This is a genomic window from Massilia sp. Root335, assembly GCF_001425685.1.
Classification (GTDB): Bacteria; Pseudomonadota; Gammaproteobacteria; order Burkholderiales; family Burkholderiaceae_D; genus Telluria; species Telluria luteola.
Genome location: NZ_LMCY01000004.1, coordinates 541 through 20437, shown reverse-complemented (window position 1 = coordinate 20437; position 19897 = coordinate 541). Strand labels below are relative to the sequence as shown.

Annotated in this window: 15 protein-coding genes; 12 read left to right on the top strand and 3 right to left on the bottom strand. The window is 66.9% G+C overall.

What is annotated here, in order from left to right; all coding sequences use genetic code 11:
* Positions 1–32: 32 nt before the first annotated feature.
* Positions 33–1316, bottom strand: a complete 1284-nt coding sequence (locus tag ASC93_RS03340; RefSeq protein WP_056437544.1) for a serine hydrolase — start codon at positions 1314–1316, stop codon at positions 33–35.
* A 182-nt stretch (positions 1317–1498) separates the two neighbouring features.
* Here ASC93_RS03340 and murQ point away from each other — a divergent pair, with 182 nt between their 5' ends.
* The 9 genes from murQ to ASC93_RS03295 all read left to right on the top strand — a co-directional run bounded on the left by murQ (position 1499) and on the right by ASC93_RS03295 (position 10977).
* The gene (gene murQ / locus ASC93_RS03335) at positions 1499–2380 is read left to right on the top strand and encodes an N-acetylmuramic acid 6-phosphate etherase (protein ID WP_056437019.1); all 882 of its coding nucleotides are present in this window, start codon (positions 1499–1501) and stop codon (positions 2378–2380) included.
* Positions 2381–2429: 49 nt separating this feature from the next.
* Positions 2430–3695, top strand: a complete 1266-nt coding sequence (locus ASC93_RS03330; RefSeq protein WP_056437017.1) for an MFS transporter — start codon at positions 2430–2432, stop codon at positions 3693–3695.
* A gap of 71 nt (positions 3696–3766) precedes the next feature.
* Complete coding sequence (locus ASC93_RS03325) at positions 3767–4909, top strand: acyltransferase family protein (protein WP_056437013.1); 1143 nt, start codon at positions 3767–3769, stop codon at positions 4907–4909.
* An 8-nt stretch (positions 4910–4917) separates the two neighbouring features.
* Entirely contained in the window at positions 4918–6510 is a 1593-nt protein-coding gene (locus ASC93_RS03320) for a glycoside hydrolase family 10 protein (RefSeq protein ID WP_056437011.1), read from the top strand.
* Between the two features lie 73 nt (positions 6511–6583).
* Positions 6584–7540: an N-acetylglucosamine kinase gene (locus ASC93_RS03315; RefSeq protein ID WP_056437540.1), complete on the top strand. Its 957-nt coding sequence runs from the start codon at positions 6584–6586 to the stop codon at positions 7538–7540.
* Complete coding sequence (locus ASC93_RS03310; RefSeq protein ID WP_056437003.1) at positions 7537–8565, top strand: N-acetylmuramoyl-L-alanine amidase; 1029 nt, start codon at positions 7537–7539, stop codon at positions 8563–8565. The genes ASC93_RS03315 and ASC93_RS03310 overlap by 4 nt, the downstream gene beginning before the upstream one ends.
* Before the next feature lie 87 nt (positions 8566–8652).
* A complete protein-coding gene (locus ASC93_RS03305; RefSeq protein ID WP_056436999.1) occupies positions 8653–9558 on the top strand; it encodes a LysR family transcriptional regulator in 906 nt (301 codons plus the stop codon).
* Positions 9555–10163, top strand: coding sequence for a M15 family metallopeptidase (locus ASC93_RS03300; RefSeq protein ID WP_056437538.1), 609 nt, complete (start codon positions 9555–9557; stop codon positions 10161–10163). The genes ASC93_RS03305 and ASC93_RS03300 overlap by 4 nt, the downstream gene beginning before the upstream one ends.
* Positions 10164–10290: 127 nt before the next feature.
* Positions 10291–10977: a hypothetical protein gene (locus tag ASC93_RS03295; protein ID WP_157201730.1), complete on the top strand. Its 687-nt coding sequence runs from the start codon at positions 10291–10293 to the stop codon at positions 10975–10977.
* 1 nt (position 10978) lies between these two features.
* On the opposite strand, the gene dacB is transcribed toward ASC93_RS03295, so the two are convergent.
* Both dacB and ASC93_RS03285 read right to left on the bottom strand, forming a co-directional pair.
* Positions 10979–12520 carry a D-alanyl-D-alanine carboxypeptidase/D-alanyl-D-alanine-endopeptidase gene (gene dacB / locus ASC93_RS03290; RefSeq protein ID WP_229412588.1) on the bottom strand — a complete coding sequence of 514 codons (1542 nt, stop codon included), beginning with the start codon at positions 12518–12520 and terminating at the stop codon, positions 10979–10981.
* A 20-nt stretch (positions 12521–12540) separates the two neighbouring features.
* Positions 12541–13779, bottom strand: a complete 1239-nt coding sequence (locus ASC93_RS03285) for a nucleoside recognition domain-containing protein (protein WP_056436989.1) — start codon at positions 13777–13779, stop codon at positions 12541–12543.
* Positions 13780–14022: 243 nt separating this feature from the next.
* Here ASC93_RS03285 and ASC93_RS03280 point away from each other — a divergent pair, with 243 nt between their 5' ends.
* From ASC93_RS03280 to ASC93_RS03270, 3 genes are all read left to right on the top strand, one after another.
* Positions 14023–15831: an ABC transporter substrate-binding protein gene (locus tag ASC93_RS03280; RefSeq protein ID WP_056436982.1), complete on the top strand. Its 1809-nt coding sequence runs from the start codon at positions 14023–14025 to the stop codon at positions 15829–15831.
* Positions 15832–15989: 158 nt separating this feature from the next.
* A complete protein-coding gene (locus tag ASC93_RS03275) occupies positions 15990–18755 on the top strand; it encodes a TonB-dependent receptor (RefSeq protein ID WP_229412587.1) in 2766 nt (921 codons plus the stop codon).
* Positions 18756–18937: 182 nt separating this feature from the next.
* Positions 18938–19894: an LD-carboxypeptidase gene (locus tag ASC93_RS03270; RefSeq protein ID WP_229412586.1), complete on the top strand. Its 957-nt coding sequence runs from the start codon at positions 18938–18940 to the stop codon at positions 19892–19894.
* Positions 19895–19897 lie beyond the last annotated feature (3 nt).

The window sequence follows — 19897 nt, the reverse complement described above, 5'->3', positions numbered from 1 at the left end:
ATGAATGTAGAGCGTGCGGGCATAACCGGGGTTCATGTTATGACGCCCCGGTACAGCGCCGTCAGGATGCGTTCCTGGAACCGCGCCAGCGACGAATATTTGCCTTTGTTGGCGGGCTCGAACGGATCCGTCGACGTACCGCCCACCAGCACGATCATGCCGTTTCGACGTGCCGGATCGAACACGAACACGGACATCAGCCCATACGCATCGCCCAGGTGCCCGACGGCCGGGAAGCCGCCGCCATCGACGACGCGCGTGCCCGGCGCGTCCGGGAATTGCTCGTTGCCGAGGCCCCAGCAATGGAACAGGCCATCCGCCGTGTCGCCGTTGCGGCCGTCATAGGTCCACTGGCGGCTGAACATCAGGTCCAGGGTCGCTGGTTTCAACAGGCGCGGGCCGCCGCCCATCAGCATGCGCATCACGATCCCGAGGTCGCGCGCGCCGATGCGCAGGCCGCCCGTCGGGCTGAACGGTGTGGCGTTGGTGCCGATCACGTAACGGTCGATGGCGGGCGGCGGTTTGATGCTGTAGTCGTCGGCCTGGGCGATCCACGGGCCGTCCGGGTCCCAGACTTCCGTGTCGACGGTGCGCTTGCGGTACAGCGTGGCCAGGTTGTCCAGTGCCGCGGGCGGCAGTTCCGCCGAAAGGTAGCCGGCCTGCAGGCCGAGCGGATCGATCAGCAGGCGCCGCATCAGGCGGTCGAAGCGTTCGCCCGTGATTCTCTCCATCACGGTGCCGATGATGCCCCAGCCAAGGTTGCAGTACGTAAAATATGCGCCCGGGCCGGCGTTCGCCGCGAACGTCCGGCCGTCGCCGGGAACGAGCACGTCCTTCAGCGCGACCTCTGCTCCCCAGGAATAGCCGGCCTCGTCGCGCAGCGAAGACGTGTGCGTGAGCAGGTGGCGCAGCGTGATGGCCCGGTCGGGGAAATGCGGATTGCGCAAAGTAAAACCGAGATAGCCGGAGACGTCGGCGTCGAGGTTGACCTTGCCGTCTTCATATAACCGCAGCAGGCCGAGCGTCGTCATCATCTTGGAAATGGACGCGATCCGGAACAGCGTATCGGGCCCGACCGGTTTATCCGGCAAGCCGTCGTGACCGATGAAGCGCCGGCCGGACTGGTAGCTGTAGCTGACCTCGCCCGCGCGGATCGCCAGCACGGACAGGCTCGCCAGCTCGCAGGTCGGGTCCGCGGCGATCGCGGCGAGTTCCGCGTCCAGTGCGGCGGCCTGCCGGCGCGGCGGCGCGGCCAGCAGCGGCCCGGTGGCGCCCAGCAACGCCACGCCCAGCAGATTGCGTCTGCTTCGATTCATCGTCGTCTCCATGTCACGGCAATGCGGTCGAGAATACGGACTCGGCCCGCGCCCGGCAAATGCATCGATGTCAATCCCGCATAACTTTTCGGAATGACAACGGCCGATCCTTTCATGACAGACCCGGCGTCATCGGTATTACACTGGTCATGTCCACACATCCGGCCGCACCCCACACAGCGATGCTGAACACCGAAACCCCCGCTCCACAACACGCGTCCCTCGATCAATATCCCACCGCCGAGCTAGTGAACGTGCTCGTCGACGACCAGTTCAAGGCCGTTGAGGCCGTCCGCGCCGCCGCGCCGCGCATCGCCGCGGCCGTCACCGCCGCGCTGCCGCGGATGAAGCAGGGCGGACGGCTCGTGTACGTGGGCGCCGGGACGTCGGGCCGGCTGGGTGTGCTGGACAGCGTCGAGCTGTATCCGACGTTTTCCTGGCCGCACGAGCGCGCCGTGGCGCTGCTGGCGGGCGGGACGGCGGCGATGTTCGTCGCCGTCGAGGGCGCCGAGGACGACGTGGCGCAAGGCGCGGCCGACGTCGAGGGCGTGAACGTGGGCCCGGACGACGTCGTGCTGGCCATCGCCGCCTCGGGCGCGACGCCGTACGTGCTGGGCGCCCTGCGCGCCGCGCGCGCGGCCGGGGCGCTGACGATCGGCTTCGCCAACAATCCGGGCGCGCCCGTCGCGGGCGAGGCCGAGATCGGCATCACGCTGGACACCGGCCCGGAAGCCATCTCCGGCAGTACGCGATTAAAGGCCGGCACGTCGCAAAAAATCGCGTTGAACACGTTTTCGAGCGCACTGATGGTGCGTTTGAACAAGGTTTATGGCAACCTGATGGTAGACTTGAAGGCGACCAACGCCAAGCTGGTCCGCCGCGCCATCCGCCTGACGTCGTTCGCGACCGGCGCCGGCGAGGACGCGGCCGAGGCGGTGCTGGCGCAGTGCGACTTCCACGTCAAGGTCGCGATCGTGGCCTTGTCCAAGAACATCCCTGTCGAGCAGGCGCGCGCCCTGCTGGAGAGCGCGCGCGGCAGCGTGCGCGCCGCCCTGGCCGGCTGACGCGGCGCGGGCCCTCCGGCAGCGCCGCCCGGCCCGACGACGAAAGAGTATGCAGACTACGCAATCCAAGAACCCGTGGCTGTGGGTGCCCTCGTTGTATTTCGGCCAGGCCATTCCCTACATCGTCGCCAACAGCCTGTCCGTCATCATGTACAAGGACATGGGGCTGTCCAACACCGACATCGCCTTTTATACGAGCCTGCTGTACCTGCCGTGGGTGATCAAGCCGCTGTGGTCGCCCGTGGTGGACCTGTTCGGCACCAAGCGCGGCTGGACGGTCTCGCTGCAGCTGGTGCTGGCCGCCGCGCTCGGCGCCGTCGGCGCGACATTGCACTTGCCGTCGTTCTTCATGATCAGCCTGGGCGTCATGTGGATCATGGCGTTCGCCTCCGCCACGCACGACATTTCCGCCGACGGCTTTTATATGCTGGGCCTGCGCCAGCAACAGCAGGCCGCGTTCGTCGGCGTGCGCTCGACCTTTTACCGGCTGGCGACCCTGGCCGCGCAGGGGCCGCTCGTGATCCTGGCCGGCCACCTCGCCAGGTCGCTGGGCGACGTGCACCAGGCGTGGGCCATCGTGTTCTTCGTGCTGTGCGGGCTGTTCTTCGCCTTCTGCGCGTGGCACCAGGCCGTGCTGCCGCGGCCGGACGCCGACCACAAGGCCGCGGAGGGGACCAATCCGCTGGCCAGCTTCTTCGCCACCTTCGCCAGCTTCTTCCGCAAGCGCGACATCTGGCTGATCCTCGGTTTCATTTTGACGTTCCGCCTGGGCGAGGCGCAGTTGCTGAAACTCGTCGCGCCGTTCTTGAAAGACCCCGTCAGCGCGGGCGGCCTGGGCCTCACGACCGAGCAGTACGGCACGGCCTACGGCACCATCGGCATCGTCGCCCTGACCATCGGCGGCCTGTTCGGCGGCTGGCTGATCTCGCGCCTCGGATTGAAGCGCTGCCTGTGGCTGATGGTCGTCGCCGTGCACTTGCCCGACCTCGTGTTCGTGTATCTGTCGTCGGTGCAACCGCAGAATCTCGGCGTCATTGCCGGCTTCCTCGCGATCGAGCAGTTCGGCTACGGCTTCGGCTTCACGGCCATGATGATGTACATGATCATGGTGTCGGACGGCCCGTACAAGACGGCGCATTACGCGATCTGCACGGGCCTGATGGCGCTCGGCATGATGGTGCCGGGCATGTGGAGCGGCAAGCTGCAGGAGATGATCGGCTATCAACACTTCTTCGTCTGGACGTGCCTCGCGACCATCCCCGCGTTCGCGATGGCGGCGCTGGTTGGAATCGATCCGGAATTCGGGAAAAAATGAGCGACGCGCAGAAATTGGGCCCCCGCCTGCGCGGGGGCGACGGTTAGCGCTAACGAATAAAAAGAGACCACATGCCCGCTACCTCCAGCCGTCTTGTTTCGCTCGACGCCTTTCGCGGCTTCACGATCGCCGCGATGGTGCTGGTGAATAATCCGGGCGACTGGCACCATCTGTACGGGCCGCTGGAACACGCGACGTGGAACGGCTGGACGTTCACCGACTGCATCTTTCCGTTCTTCCTGTTCATCGGCGGCGTGGCGATGGCCCTGTCGCTGGGGCGCCTGGCCGCGGCCGGCGCCGACCGGCCGCGGCTGCTCGCCAAGCTGGCGAAGCGCGCGCTGCTGATCTTCCTGATCGGCCTCCTGCTGAACTTCATGCCATATTTTCATATCGACAAAGTGCGCATTCCTGGTGTGCTGCAGCGGATCGCGCTGTGCACCCTGCTGGCCGCGCCCATCGTCGTGTATTGCGGCTGGCGGCTGCAGCTGGCCGTCATCGCCGGCCTGCTGGCGCTGTACAGCGTGCTGATGCTGTATGTGCCCGTGCCGGGCATCGGCGCCGGCGTCCTGGCCCCCGGGCAGGATTTCGGCGCGTGGGTCGACCGCACGCTGTTGGGCAAACATCTGTGGGTGCAATCGAAGACGTGGGACCCGGAAGGCCTCGTCTCGACCTTGCCCGCGCTGTGCAGCCAACTGTTCGGTGTGCTGGCCGGGCGCTGGCTCGCGTCCGGCGTGGAGCGCCGTCGGCAGGTCGCGGGACTGGTGGCGGCCGGCATCGCGTGCGTCGCGATTGGGATGTTTCTCGATATCATCCTCATGCCGATCAACAAAAGCCTGTGGACGCCGTCGTACTGCCTGTTGATGACGGGCCTGGCGTGTCTCGCGTTCGCCGCGTTCTACTGGCCGCTCGACGTCAGTCCGTCTGCGCGCGTACGTACGTTTGCGGCGCGCTGGACACGTCCGTTCGTCATCTACGGCATGAACGCACTGTTCATCTTTGCGTTTTCCGGATTTATCGCGAAAATGCTGGGCTATGTAAAATTCGCGCAGCCGGACGGCAGCCTGCGCACGCTGGGCCAGGCGCTGTATGCGCCGATCGCAGCAATGCCCATCGGTGCCGTCAATACGTCGCTGCTGCATGCCGTGCTGTTCGATGCGTGCATGTTCCTGGTCGCGTGGGGCATGTGGCGCAAACGGTGGTTCGTAAAAGTCTAGGAGTTGGTTTGCAACCTGATCAGAAACGACGCGCATTCGCGTTCGCGGGAGTCGCCGGTGCGCTGGCGGTGGGTGGCCTCATGGCGGGCTGCAGTACGACGCCGCCGGTGACGGCCGGCGTGCCCGTGGGGGACCAGCCGCCGCCGGCCCCGCGCGAATTCCGCGCCGCGTGGGTCTCGACCGTCGCCAACATCGACTGGCCCAGCAAGCCCAACCTCTCCGCGGAAAAACAGCAGGCCGAAGCCATCGCGATCCTCGACCGCGCCAAGGCGCTGAACCTGAACGCCATCGTGCTGCAGGTGCGCCCGGCCGCGGACGCCATCTACCCGTCGAAGCTGGAACCGTGGTCGGAATACCTGACGGGCCTGCAGGGCCAGCCGCCGCAGCCGTGGTACGACCCGCTGAAATTCTGGGTCACGCAGGCGCACGCGCGCGGGATCGAGCTGCACGCCTGGTTCAATCCCTACCGCGCGCGCCACAACGGCGCCCGTTCTCCGGCCGCCGCGAACCACATCACGCGCACCAATCCGGCGGCCGTCAAAACCTACGGCAAATACCTGTGGATGGACCCGGGCGAGGACGCCGCCGTCAAGCAGACGCTGGACGTCGTGCTGGACGTCGTGCGCCGCTACGACATCGACGGCGTGCACATCGACGATTATTTTTATCCTTACCCGATCGAAGCGCCGGTGATGACCGGCGCGGAAGGCGCGGCGCTGGAAGGCCGGACCGCGAAGGCCGAGCTGGACTTTCCGGACGAACCGTCGTGGCAGCGCTATGTGGCCGGCGGCGGCAAGCTCGATCGCGCGTCGTGGCGGCGCCAGAACGTCAACCGCCTGATCGAGGCGCTGTACGAGGGCATCCACCGCGAAAAGAGCTGGGTGCGCTTCGGCATCAGCCCGTTCGGCCTGGGCCGTCCGGACCGCCGCCCGCCCGGCATCGTCGGCTTTTCGCAGTACGACAAGCTGTACGCGGACGCCGAGACGTGGCTGCAAAACGGCTGGCTCGATTATTTTTCGCCGCAGCTGTACTGGGCCATCCACCAGCCGGGCCAGGCCTACGACGTCCTGCTCGATTACTGGATCGGCCAGAACACGAAGGGCCGCCACGTCTGGCCGGGCCTGTTCACGAGCCGCATCGGCGCGCCCACCAAACAGTATCCGCCGCAGGAAATCGTGGACCAGATCGACCTCACGCGCACGCGGTCGCGCGCGGGCGGGCACGTCCATTTCAGCATGGCCCCGCTGATGGAAAACCGCAAGGGCATCAGCGACCAGCTGCGCACCGCCGCCTATGCCGCGCCCGCACTCGTGCCCGCCACGCCGTGGCTCGGCAACGAATGGCCCGGCGCGCCGTCCGTCGCCGCCGTGCGCAAGGGCCCGTCCGTCTACCTGAAGCTGGCGGCGGGCAAGGCGAACGCGATGTACGCGATCTGGTCGCGCTTCGGCAACCAGTGGCGCTTCGCCGTGGCGCCGGCGTCGCGCGTGGACTGGGCCGTGCCGGACGATGCGAAGCTGGGCGTGGCGGACGCCATCGTCGTCAGCGCCGTCGACCGCCTGGGCAACGAAAGCGCGCGCGTCGAAGCCTGGCGTAAAGCATAACCTCGGCTCATGCATTACATTTCAGCATTCATTCGCGTCCGGCCGGCCTGACGGCGTACACTGGCGGATGATCATGATCGATTCGCAACCCGAACCTACACTGCCGAGTCCGGCATCCGGCCTCGGACTCGGCATCGACGCCGGCGGCACCGAGACGCGCTGGGCTCTCGCCGCGCCCGGCGGCGCCATCGTCGCCGAAGGCCGCGTCGCCGGCCTGTCCGCCCTGCAGATGGGCACGCCGCAAGGACGCGACGCCGTCCGCGCCACCTTCGCGCAACTGGCGATGGATGCCCTCGTGCATGGCGTACCGAACCGCGTCGAGGCTGGCCTGACGGGCTTCGGCGGCGACAGCGAACTGCTGCAGCGCTGGCTCGCCGAAGAACTGCATCTCGACCCGCAAGCCATCCACTTCTGCAGCGACATGGAGATCGCCTACCGCGCCAGCTTCGCGCCGGGCGAAGGCTATCTCGTGTACGCGGGCACCGGCTCGATGGGCGCGTTCGTCGATGCGGACGGCCAGTTCCATCGCGCGGGCGGACGCGGCGTCGTGCTGGACGATGGCGGCGGCGGCTTCTGGATCGCCAAGGAGGCGTTGCGCCACATCTGGCGCCTGGAAGACGAGCGGCCCGGCCGCTGGGCTCAATCGCCGCTGGCGCAGGCCGTGTTCGACTACGTCGGCGGCGCCGACTGGGCCTGTTCGCGCCAGTTCATCTACGGCCAGGAACGGGGCGCCGTCGGCAAGCTGGCGCTCGCGGTGGCCGCGTGCGCCGGGCGCGATCCGGTTGCCGCCGATATCCTGCGCGCGGCCGGCCGCGAACTCGCGCGGCTGGCGCTGGCGCTGACGGGGCGCTTCGGGCCGCGTCCCGTGGCCGTGTCCGGACGGGCGGCCGAGCTGCACCCGCTCATCGTCGACACGATGCGGGCAAGCCTGCCCGGCATCGCCCTGACGCAAGCGCCCGGCCACGCCCATCACGCGGCGGCGCGCATGGCGCTCGCATCCGACCCACTCAACCCAATGACACCGTCATGAAGATCCTCGTCGCACCCCTCCTTCTCGCGCTGCTGGCCGGCTGCGCCACGCCGCCCCCGACCGGACCGCAATACGACCACACGTACACGGCGCGGGGCCAGAGCAGCCGCGTGCGCTTCCTCGTGCTGCACTACACCGTCAGCAACCGCGCGGATTCGATCAAGATCCTGACCCAGCAGGAAGTCAGCGCGCACTACCTCGTCACGGACGACCCCGTCCCCGTCATCTACAACCTCGTCGACGAGAAGAACGCGGCCTGGCATGCCGGCAATTCGAGCTGGAAGAATTTCACGCAATTGAACAACAGCTCGATCGGCATCGAGATCGTCAACCCGGGCTGGAAAGACACCCCCAATGGCCGCGTCTACGCGCCGTTCCCGCAGTCGCAGATCGACGCGCTGATCCCGCTCGTGCGCGACATCGTCACGCGCCACCACATCGCGCCCGAAAACGTGCTGGGCCACTCCGACATCGCCCCGCTGCGCAAGCAGGACCCTGGCCCGATGTTCCCGTGGCGCCAACTGGCCGCCGCCGGCCTCGTCGCGTGGCCGGATGCGAATCGCGTCGCCATGCTCGTGCCGATCTTCCAGGTCCAGCTGCCGGACATCGCGTGGTATCAGAAGAAGCTGGCGGCGTGGGGCTATGGCCTCGTCCAGTCCGGCAACCTGGACGAGCAGACGCGCACCGTGCTGTCCGCGTTCCAGATGAAATACCGTCCGGCGAACATCGACGGCGTGCCGGACGTCGAGACGGCCGCCCTGCTCGAAGCGCTGACGAACCCGACCGGCCCGCTGCCGCAGCCGCTGCCGGCGCCCGTGACGACGTCGCCCGTCATCATTCCCGGCGTGACGCCGATGCCGATGCCGCCGGTGCCGGCGCAGCCGCAAGTGCCGCCGACCGAGCCCCTGCCGCCGACCGAGCCCGTACCGCCCGCGTCGCCCGTGCTGCCGCAGGCCCCGGTTCCGCCGGTCCCGCCCGCTTCGGATGTCGTTCCCGCAACACCGGCGCTGCCTGTCCAGCAGTGATGCTACGCCGCGGCGCCGGTTTTCCGATATCCTTGATGGCACCGCGCCCATGAGGCGCGGAAATTATTTACACGCCGGGGATTGAAGATGCGTCTGCGCCATATCGAAGTATTCCACGCCATCATGCAGGTCGGCACCATCAGCGGCGCCGCCCAGGTCCTGCACATCTCGCAGCCTGCCGTGACGAAAGTCCTGCAGCACGCCGAGCTCCAGCTCGGCATGCCGTTGTTCGAGCGCGTGCGCGGCAAGCTGTATCCGAAGCCGGAAGCGCACCGCCTGTTCGCGGAGACGGAAAAACTGAACCGCGACCTGCAGGGCATCCGCCGCCTCGCCGCCAGCCTCAAGAATCGCGCCGAAGAAACCGTGCGGCTGGTCTCCACGCCCACCATCGCCGTCTCCGTCCTGCCCGCCGCCCTGACCGTATGGCGGCGCGACTTCGTCCAGACCCGCTGCGAGCTCGCCACGTTCCACACGAGCGAGATCGTGAACGCGCTGCGCCTCGGCGAGGCCGATCTCGCCTTGTCGCTGCAGGACCCGCGCCATCCCGGCATCGAAGCGGAGGCGATCGCCCAGGGCGCGCTGACCGTGATGGCGCCGGCCGGCACGTGGTCCGAGCAGGAGTGCCGCCAACCCATCACGCCGGCCGGCCTCAGCGGAGAGTTGATCGGCCTGGCCGACCGCGATCCGCTCGGCGAAATGGTCGTGGCCGCGTGCGAAGCGCAGGACGTGCATCCGGTCTTCCACACCGTCGTGCAGACGTACCAGATCGCCAGGTCACTGGTCGAGGCGGGTGCCGGCACGGCCGTGCTCGATCCATTCACGGCCGCGTCCGCCGCGCCGGGCAAGGTGCAGTGCCGCCCGTGGGCGCCGGCGATCCCCGTCCAGCTGTACCTGCTGACGGCCAGCCACGCGCCGCTGTCGCACGGGGCGCGCGAACTGGCCAATTGCATCGGCGCCACTGCACGCAGTCTTTTAGACAAGGGATGTTCATGAATACCATCGCCAGCGAGGACATCGCCGGCCACCCCGAGTTCCGTCACCTCTCCACGATCGCCGGCATCGCCGTCGACCTGCGCTACGCGACCCCGCACAACTTCGTCGGCCGCGACCTGTATTCCCCGTACGACTGCGCCTGGCTGCACCGCGACGCGGCCGGCGCGCTGGAGTGCGTCGTCACCTGGCTGCACGAACGACGTCCCGGCTGCACGCCGCTCGTGCTGGACGCCTTGCGCCCGCAGCGCGTGCAGCAGCAGCTGTGGGACGCGCTGGCCGGCACCGGTCTGCAGATGTACCTCGCGAATCCCGAGCGCGGTTCGATCCACTCGTTCGGGATGGCGGTGGACATCACGATCCTGGACGAACAGGGCCGCGAACTCGACATGGGCACCGGCTTCGATGACATGACGGCGTTGTCGCATCCCGCGCTGGAAGACCGTTTCGTCGCGAGCGGCGAACTCACGGCCGTCCAGGTCGCCAACCGCCAACTGCTGCGCGGCGCCATGTTCCAGGCCGGCTTCGTCGGCATCAACACCGAGTGGTGGCACTTCGATTGCGGCGACCGCAACGTCGTGCGCGCGACTTTCCGCCGCGTGCTCTGAACCCGTCGCACGGTGCTGTCGCGCCACGCTGACGGCCCCCGTGCACGCTTGAGCAAGCTCAGTCTCCTGTATTCGCCTGCCGGGACAATCGCTCCACTGACCCACGCCCAAGCGAAGGAGATAAGAAATGAAGAGCTCGTTGTTGTCCTGTTTTGCGCTGTGTACGATGGCCGTGCTGGCCGGCTGCAGCACCGATAGCGGCAGCCGGTTTGCGTCGCGCGACACCACGGTCGAGTACTACCGCGTATTCGACATCAAGACCGACGCCGCGGCCCAGGCCGTGGCCCGCGCCGCCACCGACGGCATCGGCCGCAACGTGAAGGACGTCTCCATCGCGACGCCGGCCGTCGAAGTGACCGACCTGCCCGGCCACTTCAGGATGGCCGATCCCGCGAGCGCCGCGCCGGGCACCGCCGTCGACAAGAGCCCCAGCTGCGAAGGAGCGGCCTGGACCGCCAAGGCCGCCCCGCACGTGCGCGGCGGCGACAACATGAACATGGTCGCCTGCCTGTTCCCGTACAAGAACGGCTACCACCTCGACATGTACGCCGTCTTCACGAAGCCGGACGGCGGCTGGCTGTCCTGGCCGCGCCGGGTGGGCGGCATGATGTTCGGCACGCCGGAAAAATTCACGGAAAACACGATGCTGGACATCGTGCGCGCGATCCGCACGAATACCAGGGCGCAGGTGTCGCTCGTGGAAGCAAAACCGAACCTGCCGGGTACGCCGTGGATGGAAGGGGGCGATGTACCGCTTGCCGCGGCGCAGACGGGAACGGTGGGCGCGGGAGCCGGCGAGCCCAGCAAACCGTGAGTTACGGCGTGCCGTCCAGGCGCGCCACCCAATCGACGAGCGCGTCGAGCACGGCCCGTCCACGCCCGTTGCCGACCCGGTCACTGTTGACGTAGGCGACGAGCACGCATTGCCTGCCGTCCGCATCCTGCACATAGCCGGCCAGCGCCACGACGTTCGACAGCGTGCCCGTCTTCAGGCGGGCGTGGCTGGCGGCCGGGCTGTCATGCAGGCGCCGGCGCATCGTGCCGTCCACGCCCGCGATGGGAATGCTGGCCAGGAATTCCGGCGCCCAGTTGCTGCGCAGGCCGGCCTGCAGGAGGCCTGCCATCTGGATGGGTGTGATGCGCTCGGTGCGCGACAGGCCTGCGCCGTTTTCCAGCACGAGACCGGTGTCGTCGATGCCGTGCGCACGCATCCAGGTGCGCACAGTCGCCTCGCTGCGCACGAGCGTCGGCGCCGTCGCGGCGGTGTCCGGTTGCGGACGGCTGCCCAGCACGGGGTCAGGCTCGAGCGCGCCCAGGCTCAGGAAGAGCAGGCGCGCCAGGGTGTTGTCGGAGGGCTTGTTGGTGTCGCGGACGATTTCCGGCAGCGCGCGCGAGACGTGCTCGGCCAGCAGGCGCGCATCGGGCGGCGTGGCGCCTTCGACGGCGGTGCCGGCGAGGGTGCCGCCCAGCGTCTTCCAGATGCGGCGCACGAGGCGGGCGACGTATTCCTGGCGGTCGATCACGTTGATCGACTCGCTGGCCACGCAGTTTTTCGGAAAGGTCCCGTGCAGCACGACCTTGACGCCGCCGCCCGCGCGCGGCACGGCTTCCGGCGTCTGCCAGCCGTCTTCCCACGCCTGGCAGGCGCTGTCGACGAGCTTCAAGTCCGATTCGACGGTCACGCCGTCGAGTTCGGGCTGCATCGCCACGCGCACGCGCGTCGCGGCCCGGCCATCGGTGCGCGGCGTCGAGCGCAGGTCCAGTTGCAGCATGTTGCGGTTGGCGAAGACGGCATCGGGCGCGACGTTGTAATACGCTTCCGGCGATTCGTCGAACGGCGGCACGCCGAGGTCGAGGCGGGCCGGATTGAACAGCTGGCGGTCGACGACGAGGTTGCCGGCGATGGTACGGATGCCCTGGTAGCGCAGGCTGCGCAGCATGGTCGTCAACGTTTCGGTCGTGAGGTCGGCATCGGCGCCGCCGCGCAGCACGAGGTCGCCTTTCAGCACGTCGCCCTTGAGCTCGCCCGTCGTGCGCATCTCCGTGCGGCCGCGGAACGCGGGGCCCAGCTGCTCGAGGCTGACCAGCGTCGTGACGAGTTTGATGGTCGACGCCGGCTGCATGGGACGGTCGGCCAGGTGGGCCAGCACCGTCTTGTCGCCGCGCAGGACGAGTACGCTCACGGCGTCTTCGGGAATCGCGGCCGTGCGCAGCGCGTCCATGACGGGCAGCGGCAACGGTGTCGTCATCGACGACGGCGGCGATGGTGACGGCGGCGGTTGCAACTGGGCCGCGGCCGGATTGCCGATGGCCAGCAGCGCGGCGGAAAGGAGAGTAAGCGCGTGACGACGAAGCATGCCTGTCCTTGAAATAAACGTTAGCCGAAGAACACGTAGGCCACCGCGATCGCCGCGACGATGCCGGCCAGGTCGGCGATCAGCCCGCAGGAAATCGCATAGCGGGTCTTGCGCACGCCGACCGAGCCGAAGTACAGCGCGACGATGTAGAACGTGGTGTCGGCCGAGCCCTGGAAGATGCAGGCCAGCCGGCCGACGAAGGAATCCACGCCATACGTCTTCATGGCGTCGATCATCAGCGCGCGCGATCCGCTGCCGGACAGCGGCTTCATCAGCGCGGTGGGCAGGGCGGGCGTGAACGCGGTGTCGAGGCCCGCCAGCCGGATGAGCCATTCGAGGCCCTGCACGACGTAGCCGAGCACGCCGGAATTGCGGATCACGGAAATGGCGACGAGCATGCCGACGAGGTAGGGGATGATCGTGAGGGAGGTCTGGATGCCGCCCTTGGCGCCTTCGATGAACGCCTCGTACACATTGACGCCCTTGCGCAGGGCGGCGACGATGAACACGACGATGATGCAAAACAGGATCAGGTTGCTGGCGACCTTGGACACCGTTTCGATTTCCGGTTTCGTGAGGTAGTGCGTGAAGTACCAGATCAGCGCGGCGATCGCGGCCGTCATGCCGCCCAGCCAGCCGAGCACGACGCCGTGCAGCAGGTTGATGCGCTGGCGGATGGACACGGCGATGATGCCGGCGACCGTGGCGACATAGGTCGCGATCATGCACGGAATAAAAATATCGGACGGGTCTTTCGCGCCGAGGATGGCGCGCTGGGCCATGATCGCGAGCGGGATCAACGTCAGGCCCGATGTGTGCAGCACGAGGAACATGATCTGGGCGTTGCTGGCCGTGTCCTTGTTCGGATTCAGCGTCTGCAGGCTCTCCATCGCCTTCAGGCCGAACGGCGTCGCGGCATTGTCCAGGCCCAGCAGATTGGCGGAAAAATTCATCACCATGTGGCCGGTGGCGGGGTGGTCCTTGGGCACGTCCGGGAAGATGCGCGAAAAGAACGGAGAAATGAGCTTCGCCAGCCAGCCGACGACGCCGGCCTTTTCGCCGATGTTCATGATGCCCAGCCACAAGGTCATCACGCCGGCCAGCGGCAGGGCGATGTCCATCACGCCCATCTTGGCGGCGTCGAAGGTGCCGTCGATGATGCGCTTGAAAATCTCGGTATCCCCGAGAAAGATCCATTGGGCCAAGGCCGCAACGAAGCCGACGAGGAAGAAGCCGGTCCAGATGTAATTTAAAGCCATGATGTCGTTGGTTCAGGCGGGCCGGGTCCGGCCTCGGGCCTGAGCTCGATTGTGCAGCGGAGAGTATAGGCGCAGAGCAAGCTGCGCTGATGAAAGAATGCCGTGCGGCTATGTAAAAAAGTTATGTGTGGAGGCGCCGGCTGCTCTGCCGTCGGCGCCGCCGCACCGTTGCACGGCCGCCGCGCGTATTGCCTGCGTCCAAGGGCTGGGCCTATGATACGCAACGCTTCCAGGACCCCCGCCATGCCGACACGCCGTTCCCTCCTCGCTTCGCTACTGCTCGCCGTTCTCGCGCCGCTCGCCGCCGCCCAGGGCACGGGCACGGCACCCAAGGTCCTGCACATGTTCCTGTCGACGAGCGAAACGGGCCTCGACCCGGCCGTCGCCTCCGACATCGCGACCTTGTCCCTGCTGGAAAACCTGTTCGATCCGCTGTTGCGCTACGACTATCTCGCGCGGCCCGTGAAGCTGCAGGGCGACGGCGCGCAGGCTCTGCCGGAGGTATCCGCCGACGGCCTCACGTACACATTCCACATCCGCCGGGGCATGCACTTCACGCCCGATCCGGCGTTCAAGGGACCGCCGCGCGAGGTGACGGCGGCGGACTACGTCTACAGCATCAAGCGCCTGTACGACCCGAGCCTGAAATCGCCGTGGTCGTTCATGTTCGAAGACAAACTGCTGGGCGACGCGGCGCTGAAAGCCGCATTCAGTTACGCGACCGATATCCCCGGTCTGCAGGCCATCGATAAATACACGCTGCGCATCCGCCTCGCCGCGCCGGACAATAACTTCCTGTTTTATCTCGCCACGCCGGCCACGGGCGTCGTCGCGCGCGAGGTGATCGAGGCGTATCCGGGCCAGGCCGGCAACCATCCCGTCGGCACGGGGCCGTTCATGCTGGGGGACTGGAAGCGCAGCGACCGCATCGTCCTCGTCGCCAATCCGGCCTCGACGTCCGTGTTCCACTCCAGCGTGACGGTGGACACGGCCACGGACCCGGCCGACCGCGCCATCGCGCGCGCGCTCGAAGGACAAAAGCTGCCGCGCGTGGACCGCGTCGAGGTCAAGATCGCGGAAGAATTCCAGGGCCGCATGCTGGGCTTCCTGAACGGCGAATACGATTACCTGGAGCAGGTGCCGGAGTCGATGACGGATATGGTCATTACCCACGGCAAGCTGAGACCGGACCTGGCCGCGCGCGGCATGCAGTTATATCGCTTCCCCGTGCTGCAGACCTATTACATGTGGATGAACATGGACGATCCGGTGCTGGGCGGCTATTCGAACGAGAAGGTGGCGCTGCGCCGGGCCATCTCGCTCAGCTACAACAGCGCCGAGGACATCGCCCTGCTGAAACAGGGATTCGCGATCAAGGCCGAGTCGCCATTGCCGCCGGGCGTGCTCGGCTACGACCCGAACTACCGCAGTCCCGTTCCCTACGACCCGGCCCTCGCGAACGCGTTATTGGACCGCTTCGGCTACGGCAAGCGCGACCCGGATGGGTTTCGCCGCATGCCCATGCCGGGCGGCGGCACGGTACCGTTGACCTTGCAGATGAGCAGCGAAGCGACGGTCGGCGGCCGCCTGCGCGACGAGTTGTGGCGCAAATGCCTGAACGCCGTCGGCCTGCGCGTCGTGTTCAAGTCCGATAAAAAGACGGAAATCATCAAGGCATCGCGCCTCGGCAAGGTGCAGATGTTCGAGAGCAACTGGATCGCCGACTTCCCCGACGGTGACAATTTTTATCAGCTGCTGTACGGCCCGAACGCGGGCCGCGCCAACTATGCGCGCTTCAACCTGCCGGCCTATAACGAACGCTACGAGCAGGCGCACAAGCTCAAGGATGGTCCCGAGCGGCAGAAGCTGTATTTCGAGATGAACCAGCTGATCCACGCCTACAACCCGTGGGTGCCGTTGACGCATGTGTTGTCGGCCGATATCCGGCAACCGTGGCTCAAAAACTACAAACGTCACCCCGTCGAATTCACGCAATGGCGCTATCTGGACGTCGATGTTGCGGAAAGAGCACGTGCGGCAAGAGGGAAGTGATAGTTTTTGCTAGATTAACCTAGTGAAACATTCCCTGTAGTTATACTCAACTCTGGAATTTTCATTGGCTGGGTGCGCGCCAGTGCGCTTACCTTTGAAGACGACATAACGTAATGCAAAGACATTACGCATCGACATAGCGCACCAAGGAGAGGCACGTGAGATTAAAAAAGTTAGCGTACATGATCGCCCTGATCGGCGCCGCCGCACCGGCTGTCGCGCAGCAGGTGCAGTCCGATAAACCGATCGCACGTGTCGAAATCACGGGTTCCAGCATCAAGCGCATCGCCACCGAAGGCGCGCTGCCGGTGCAGACGATCACGCTCGACCAGCTGGACAAGCAGGGCGTCACCAACGCCGAACAACTGATGCGCCTGATCTCGGCGAACGGCACGGGCGCCGACAATATGACTTCAGGTAATAACGTGTTCGGCGCGGATGCCGACCGTGTCAGCGGCGGCGGTTCGTTCGCGTCGCTGCGCGGCCTCGGCCCGACTGGCACGCTGGTGCTGATCAACGGCCGCCGCATTTCCGGCTACGGCCTGTCCGGCAAGGCGGTCGACCTGAACACGGTCCCGCTGGCGGCCGTCGCGCGCGTCGAGATCCTCAAGGATGGCGCGTCCGCGATCTACGGCACCGATGCCGTCGGCGGCGTGATCAACTTCATCCTGAAAACCGACTTCGAAGGCGTGCAGGCGAATGCCAGCGGCAACTGGACCCAGCATGGCGGCGGCGCCACCCGCCGCCTGCAGATCGTGGCCGGCCACGGCAACCTGGACACCGACCGCTTCAACATCATGGCCGCCATCGGCTACGACCGCGACAACGAACTCGATTCGCACCAGCGTTCCTTCGCCAACGGCTTCCAGCCGGCGCGCGGCCTGTCGCCGGACACCACCGGCACCCCGGTCGCCAACCAGCTGGCGGGCGCCGGCACGGCGCTGGGTGCGAACTACCAGCTGCCGGGCGATCCGAACAAATACCTGCAGGCGGGCTTGCTGAGCCTGCAAGGCAAGTGCGACAGCGTGCCGGGCATGATGCAGTACGCGACGGCGCTGTGGAAAGACGTGACGTCGCCGCTGCGCTCGACGCATTCCTGCGCCTACGACTACGGCGGCGACTACGTGATGCAACTGCCGACGGAGCGCACCAACGGCGTCGCCCGCGCCACGTTCCAGATCGACCCGAACCACCGCGTGTTCGCCGAAGCCGTCGGCGCGCACACGACGTCGCTGGCGATCCTGACGCCGACGCAGATCTCCACGTCGCTCGCGAACGGCAATGCGTATCCGGCCGGCGGCCCGTACTACCAGGACCTGTCGCCGTACATCGCTTCGTTCGACAAGACGAAACCGATCATCTACAAATGGCGCGCCTGGCCGCTGGGTAACCGCACCCAGAACTACACGACCGACACCGTGCGCCTGATGACGGGCGCCGAGGGCACCTTTGCCGGCAAGTGGGACTACAAGATCGACCTGTCGCACAGCGAGAGCCACACCAAGACCGACCTCGTCGACGGCTACGCCTACACGAGCGCCCTGTACCAGGTGCTGGGCAGCGGCGTCGTGAACCCGTTCGCCGCGCCGTCGCAGGGCCAGAGCGCGGCCGCGATGCAGGCGCTGGAAGCGACCAAATTCTACGGCCGCCTGCAGCACGGCAAGACGACGCTGACGCAGTTCAACGCGTCGGTCTCGGGCGAAATCTGGCAGCTGCCGGCCGGTCCGCTGCAGGGCGCGATCGGCACCGACCTGCGCCGCGAGGGCTACGGCTTCGCGCAGGACGTCGACGCCACGAAGATCCTGCTGGCGCCGGGCAATGCGAACCAGGACACGGTCAACCGCAACATCAAGGCGATCTACACCGAGCTCGTGGTCCCGGTCATGAAGAACCTGGAACTGCAGCTCGCGCTGCGCCGCGACGACTACAGCCTGATCGGCGCGACGACGAACCCGAAGATCGCGTTCAGCTACCGTCCGACGAGCTGGTTGATGCTGCGCGGCTCGGCGAATAAAGGCTTCCTGGCGCCGAGCTTCGCCCAGCTGTATTCGGGCCGCCTGAGCCAGGAATTGCCGAACGGCGTGAACGACCCGGTCGGCTGCGCGGCCCACCCGGGCGACCCGCGCTTCTGCGCGATCGAGCGCCTGCCGTATTTCAGCGGCGGCAATCCGGGCCTGCGTCCGGAGACCTCGAAGCAGGGCACGCTGGGCTTCATCGTCGAGCCGAGCAAGAACTTCTCGGCGTCGGTCGACTACTGGGCGATCAACATCAAGGACCGCATCCTGAACCGCACGCCGCAAGTCGTGCTGGCCAACGAGGCGTCGCTGCCCGAGTACATCCACCGCAACCCGAGCGACGGCACCATCGCCTACGTCGACGCCGGCTGGATCAACGCGTCCGGCCTCAAGACGCGCGGCGCCGACGTCGGCCTGCGCGGCCGCGGCAACCTGCCGGACGGCTGGCGCTGGAACGCGACCCTCGACGGCACCTGGACCCAGAGCTATCAATTCGCCGAGTTCGAGGGCCAGCCTTACGTCGAATACGTCGGCAATTTTTATACGCGCGACCTGTACCTGCGCTGGAAGCACAACGCCACGTTCAGCGTGAACAAGGGCCCGTGGGGCTTCCTGTTGAGTAACTTGTACCGCGACGGCTACGCGGACGAGCTGCCGAACGGCGGCAAGGGCACGCCGCCGGCCGGCTTCAACCCGCGCGTGGCCAGCTACACGACGTGGGGCCTGTCGACGACGTACACCGGCATCAAGAACACGACGGTCACCGTCGGCATCCAGAACCTGTTCGACCGCGAGCCGCCGTTCACGGCGCACAACGTGGACGAGGTCGTGGGCGCCGGCTGGGACCCGCGCGTGGCCGATCCGCGCGGCCGCTCGCTCAGCTTCGACGTCAAGTACCGCTTCTTCTGACCTGTATCCGGATTGCCAGTATCCTTGGCGTACCGGCGGCCCGCGACCATGGAAGCCACAAGCTTCCGCGGCGCGGGCCGTTTAACTTTGAACCTCATCCCATGAACGGCAGGCGCAGATTCAACGCGACGATGGCGGCGGCGCTGCTGCTGCCCTTCGCCTCCGCGCGGTCCGCATCCACCATGACACCACTGATCAAACCACCGCGCCTCGTCCGCGGCGACGTCGTCGGCCTCGTCGCGCCGGGCGGCTACACGAGCGACGCCGCCATCGAGAAGGCGGTGCGGCACATCGAGGCGCTGGGCTTTCGCGCCAGGCCGGGCACGTACCTGCGCGACGTCTGGGGCAACTACGGCGGCACGGTCGCCGCGCGCATCGCCGACCTGCACGCGATGTTCCGCGATCCTGAAGTGAAAGCCATCTGGGCGATCCGCGGCGGCTCCGGCTGCATTTCCCTGCTGCGCCACCTGGACTATCGCCTGATCCGCACGCATCCGAAAGTCCTGCTGGGCTATTCGGACATCACGGCGCTGCATCTCGCCATCCACCGCCACGCGGGCCTCGTGACCTTCCACGGCCCGGTCGCATCGAGCACGCCGTCCGATTATGCGACCGAGCACCTGCTGGCCGTGCTGACGGCGCCGCGGGCGTCGTACACGATCCCGATGTCGCCCGATAACGACCGGCGCGCGCTGGACGAGCCGTGGTACGCCACGCGCACCGTGCACGAGGGCGTCGCCGAGGGGCCGCTCATCGGCGGCAACCTGTCGCTCGTGAGCGCGCTGGCCGGCACGCCGTACGCGGCCGATTTTACGAACAGCCTGCTGTTCCTCGAAGAGGTGAACGAGGAACCGTACCGCATCGACCGCTGGATGACGCAGCTCGATCTGGCGGTCGGTTTCGACAAGGCGGCCGCGGTCATGATCGGCATCTGCGAGAACTGCGGACCGCAGGGCGACGGGCCGTCGCTGACGCTGGACGAGACCCTCGACGTGCATTTGCAGCCGCTGCGGGTGCCGGCGGTGACCGGGTATTCGTTCGGGCATATCCGCAACCAGTTCACGATTCCCGTCGGCGTGCGGGGCAGGCTGGATACGGAATCGCGGACGGTGACGTTGCTGGAGCCCGGCGTCAGTTGAAAT

Coding starts and splice junctions, on each gene's coding strand:
- ASC93_RS03300 (WP_056437538.1), top strand. CDS start 9,555: ATGAATACCATCGCCAGCGAGGACATCGCCGGCCACCCCGAGTTCCGT.
- ASC93_RS03315 (WP_056437540.1), top strand. CDS start 6,584: ATGATCGATTCGCAACCCGAACCTACACTGCCGAGTCCGGCATCCGGC.
- ASC93_RS03295 (WP_157201730.1), top strand. CDS start 10,291: ATGAAGAGCTCGTTGTTGTCCTGTTTTGCGCTGTGTACGATGGCCGTG.
- ASC93_RS03325 (WP_056437013.1), top strand. CDS start 3,767: ATGCCCGCTACCTCCAGCCGTCTTGTTTCGCTCGACGCCTTTCGCGGC.
- ASC93_RS03280 (WP_056436982.1), top strand. CDS start 14,023: ATGCCGACACGCCGTTCCCTCCTCGCTTCGCTACTGCTCGCCGTTCTC.
- ASC93_RS03270 (WP_229412586.1), top strand. CDS start 18,938: ATGACACCACTGATCAAACCACCGCGCCTCGTCCGCGGCGACGTCGTC.
- ASC93_RS03310 (WP_056437003.1), top strand. CDS start 7,537: ATGAAGATCCTCGTCGCACCCCTCCTTCTCGCGCTGCTGGCCGGCTGC.
- ASC93_RS03305 (WP_056436999.1), top strand. CDS start 8,653: ATGCGTCTGCGCCATATCGAAGTATTCCACGCCATCATGCAGGTCGGC.
- ASC93_RS03340 (WP_056437544.1), bottom strand. CDS start 1,316: ATGAATCGAAGCAGACGCAATCTGCTGGGCGTGGCGTTGCTGGGCGCC.
- ASC93_RS03330 (WP_056437017.1), top strand. CDS start 2,430: ATGCAGACTACGCAATCCAAGAACCCGTGGCTGTGGGTGCCCTCGTTG.
- murQ (WP_056437019.1), top strand. CDS start 1,499: ATGCTGAACACCGAAACCCCCGCTCCACAACACGCGTCCCTCGATCAA.
- ASC93_RS03285 (WP_056436989.1), bottom strand. CDS start 13,779: ATGGCTTTAAATTACATCTGGACCGGCTTCTTCCTCGTCGGCTTCGTT.
- dacB (WP_229412588.1), bottom strand. CDS start 12,520: ATGCTTCGTCGTCACGCGCTTACTCTCCTTTCCGCCGCGCTGCTGGCC.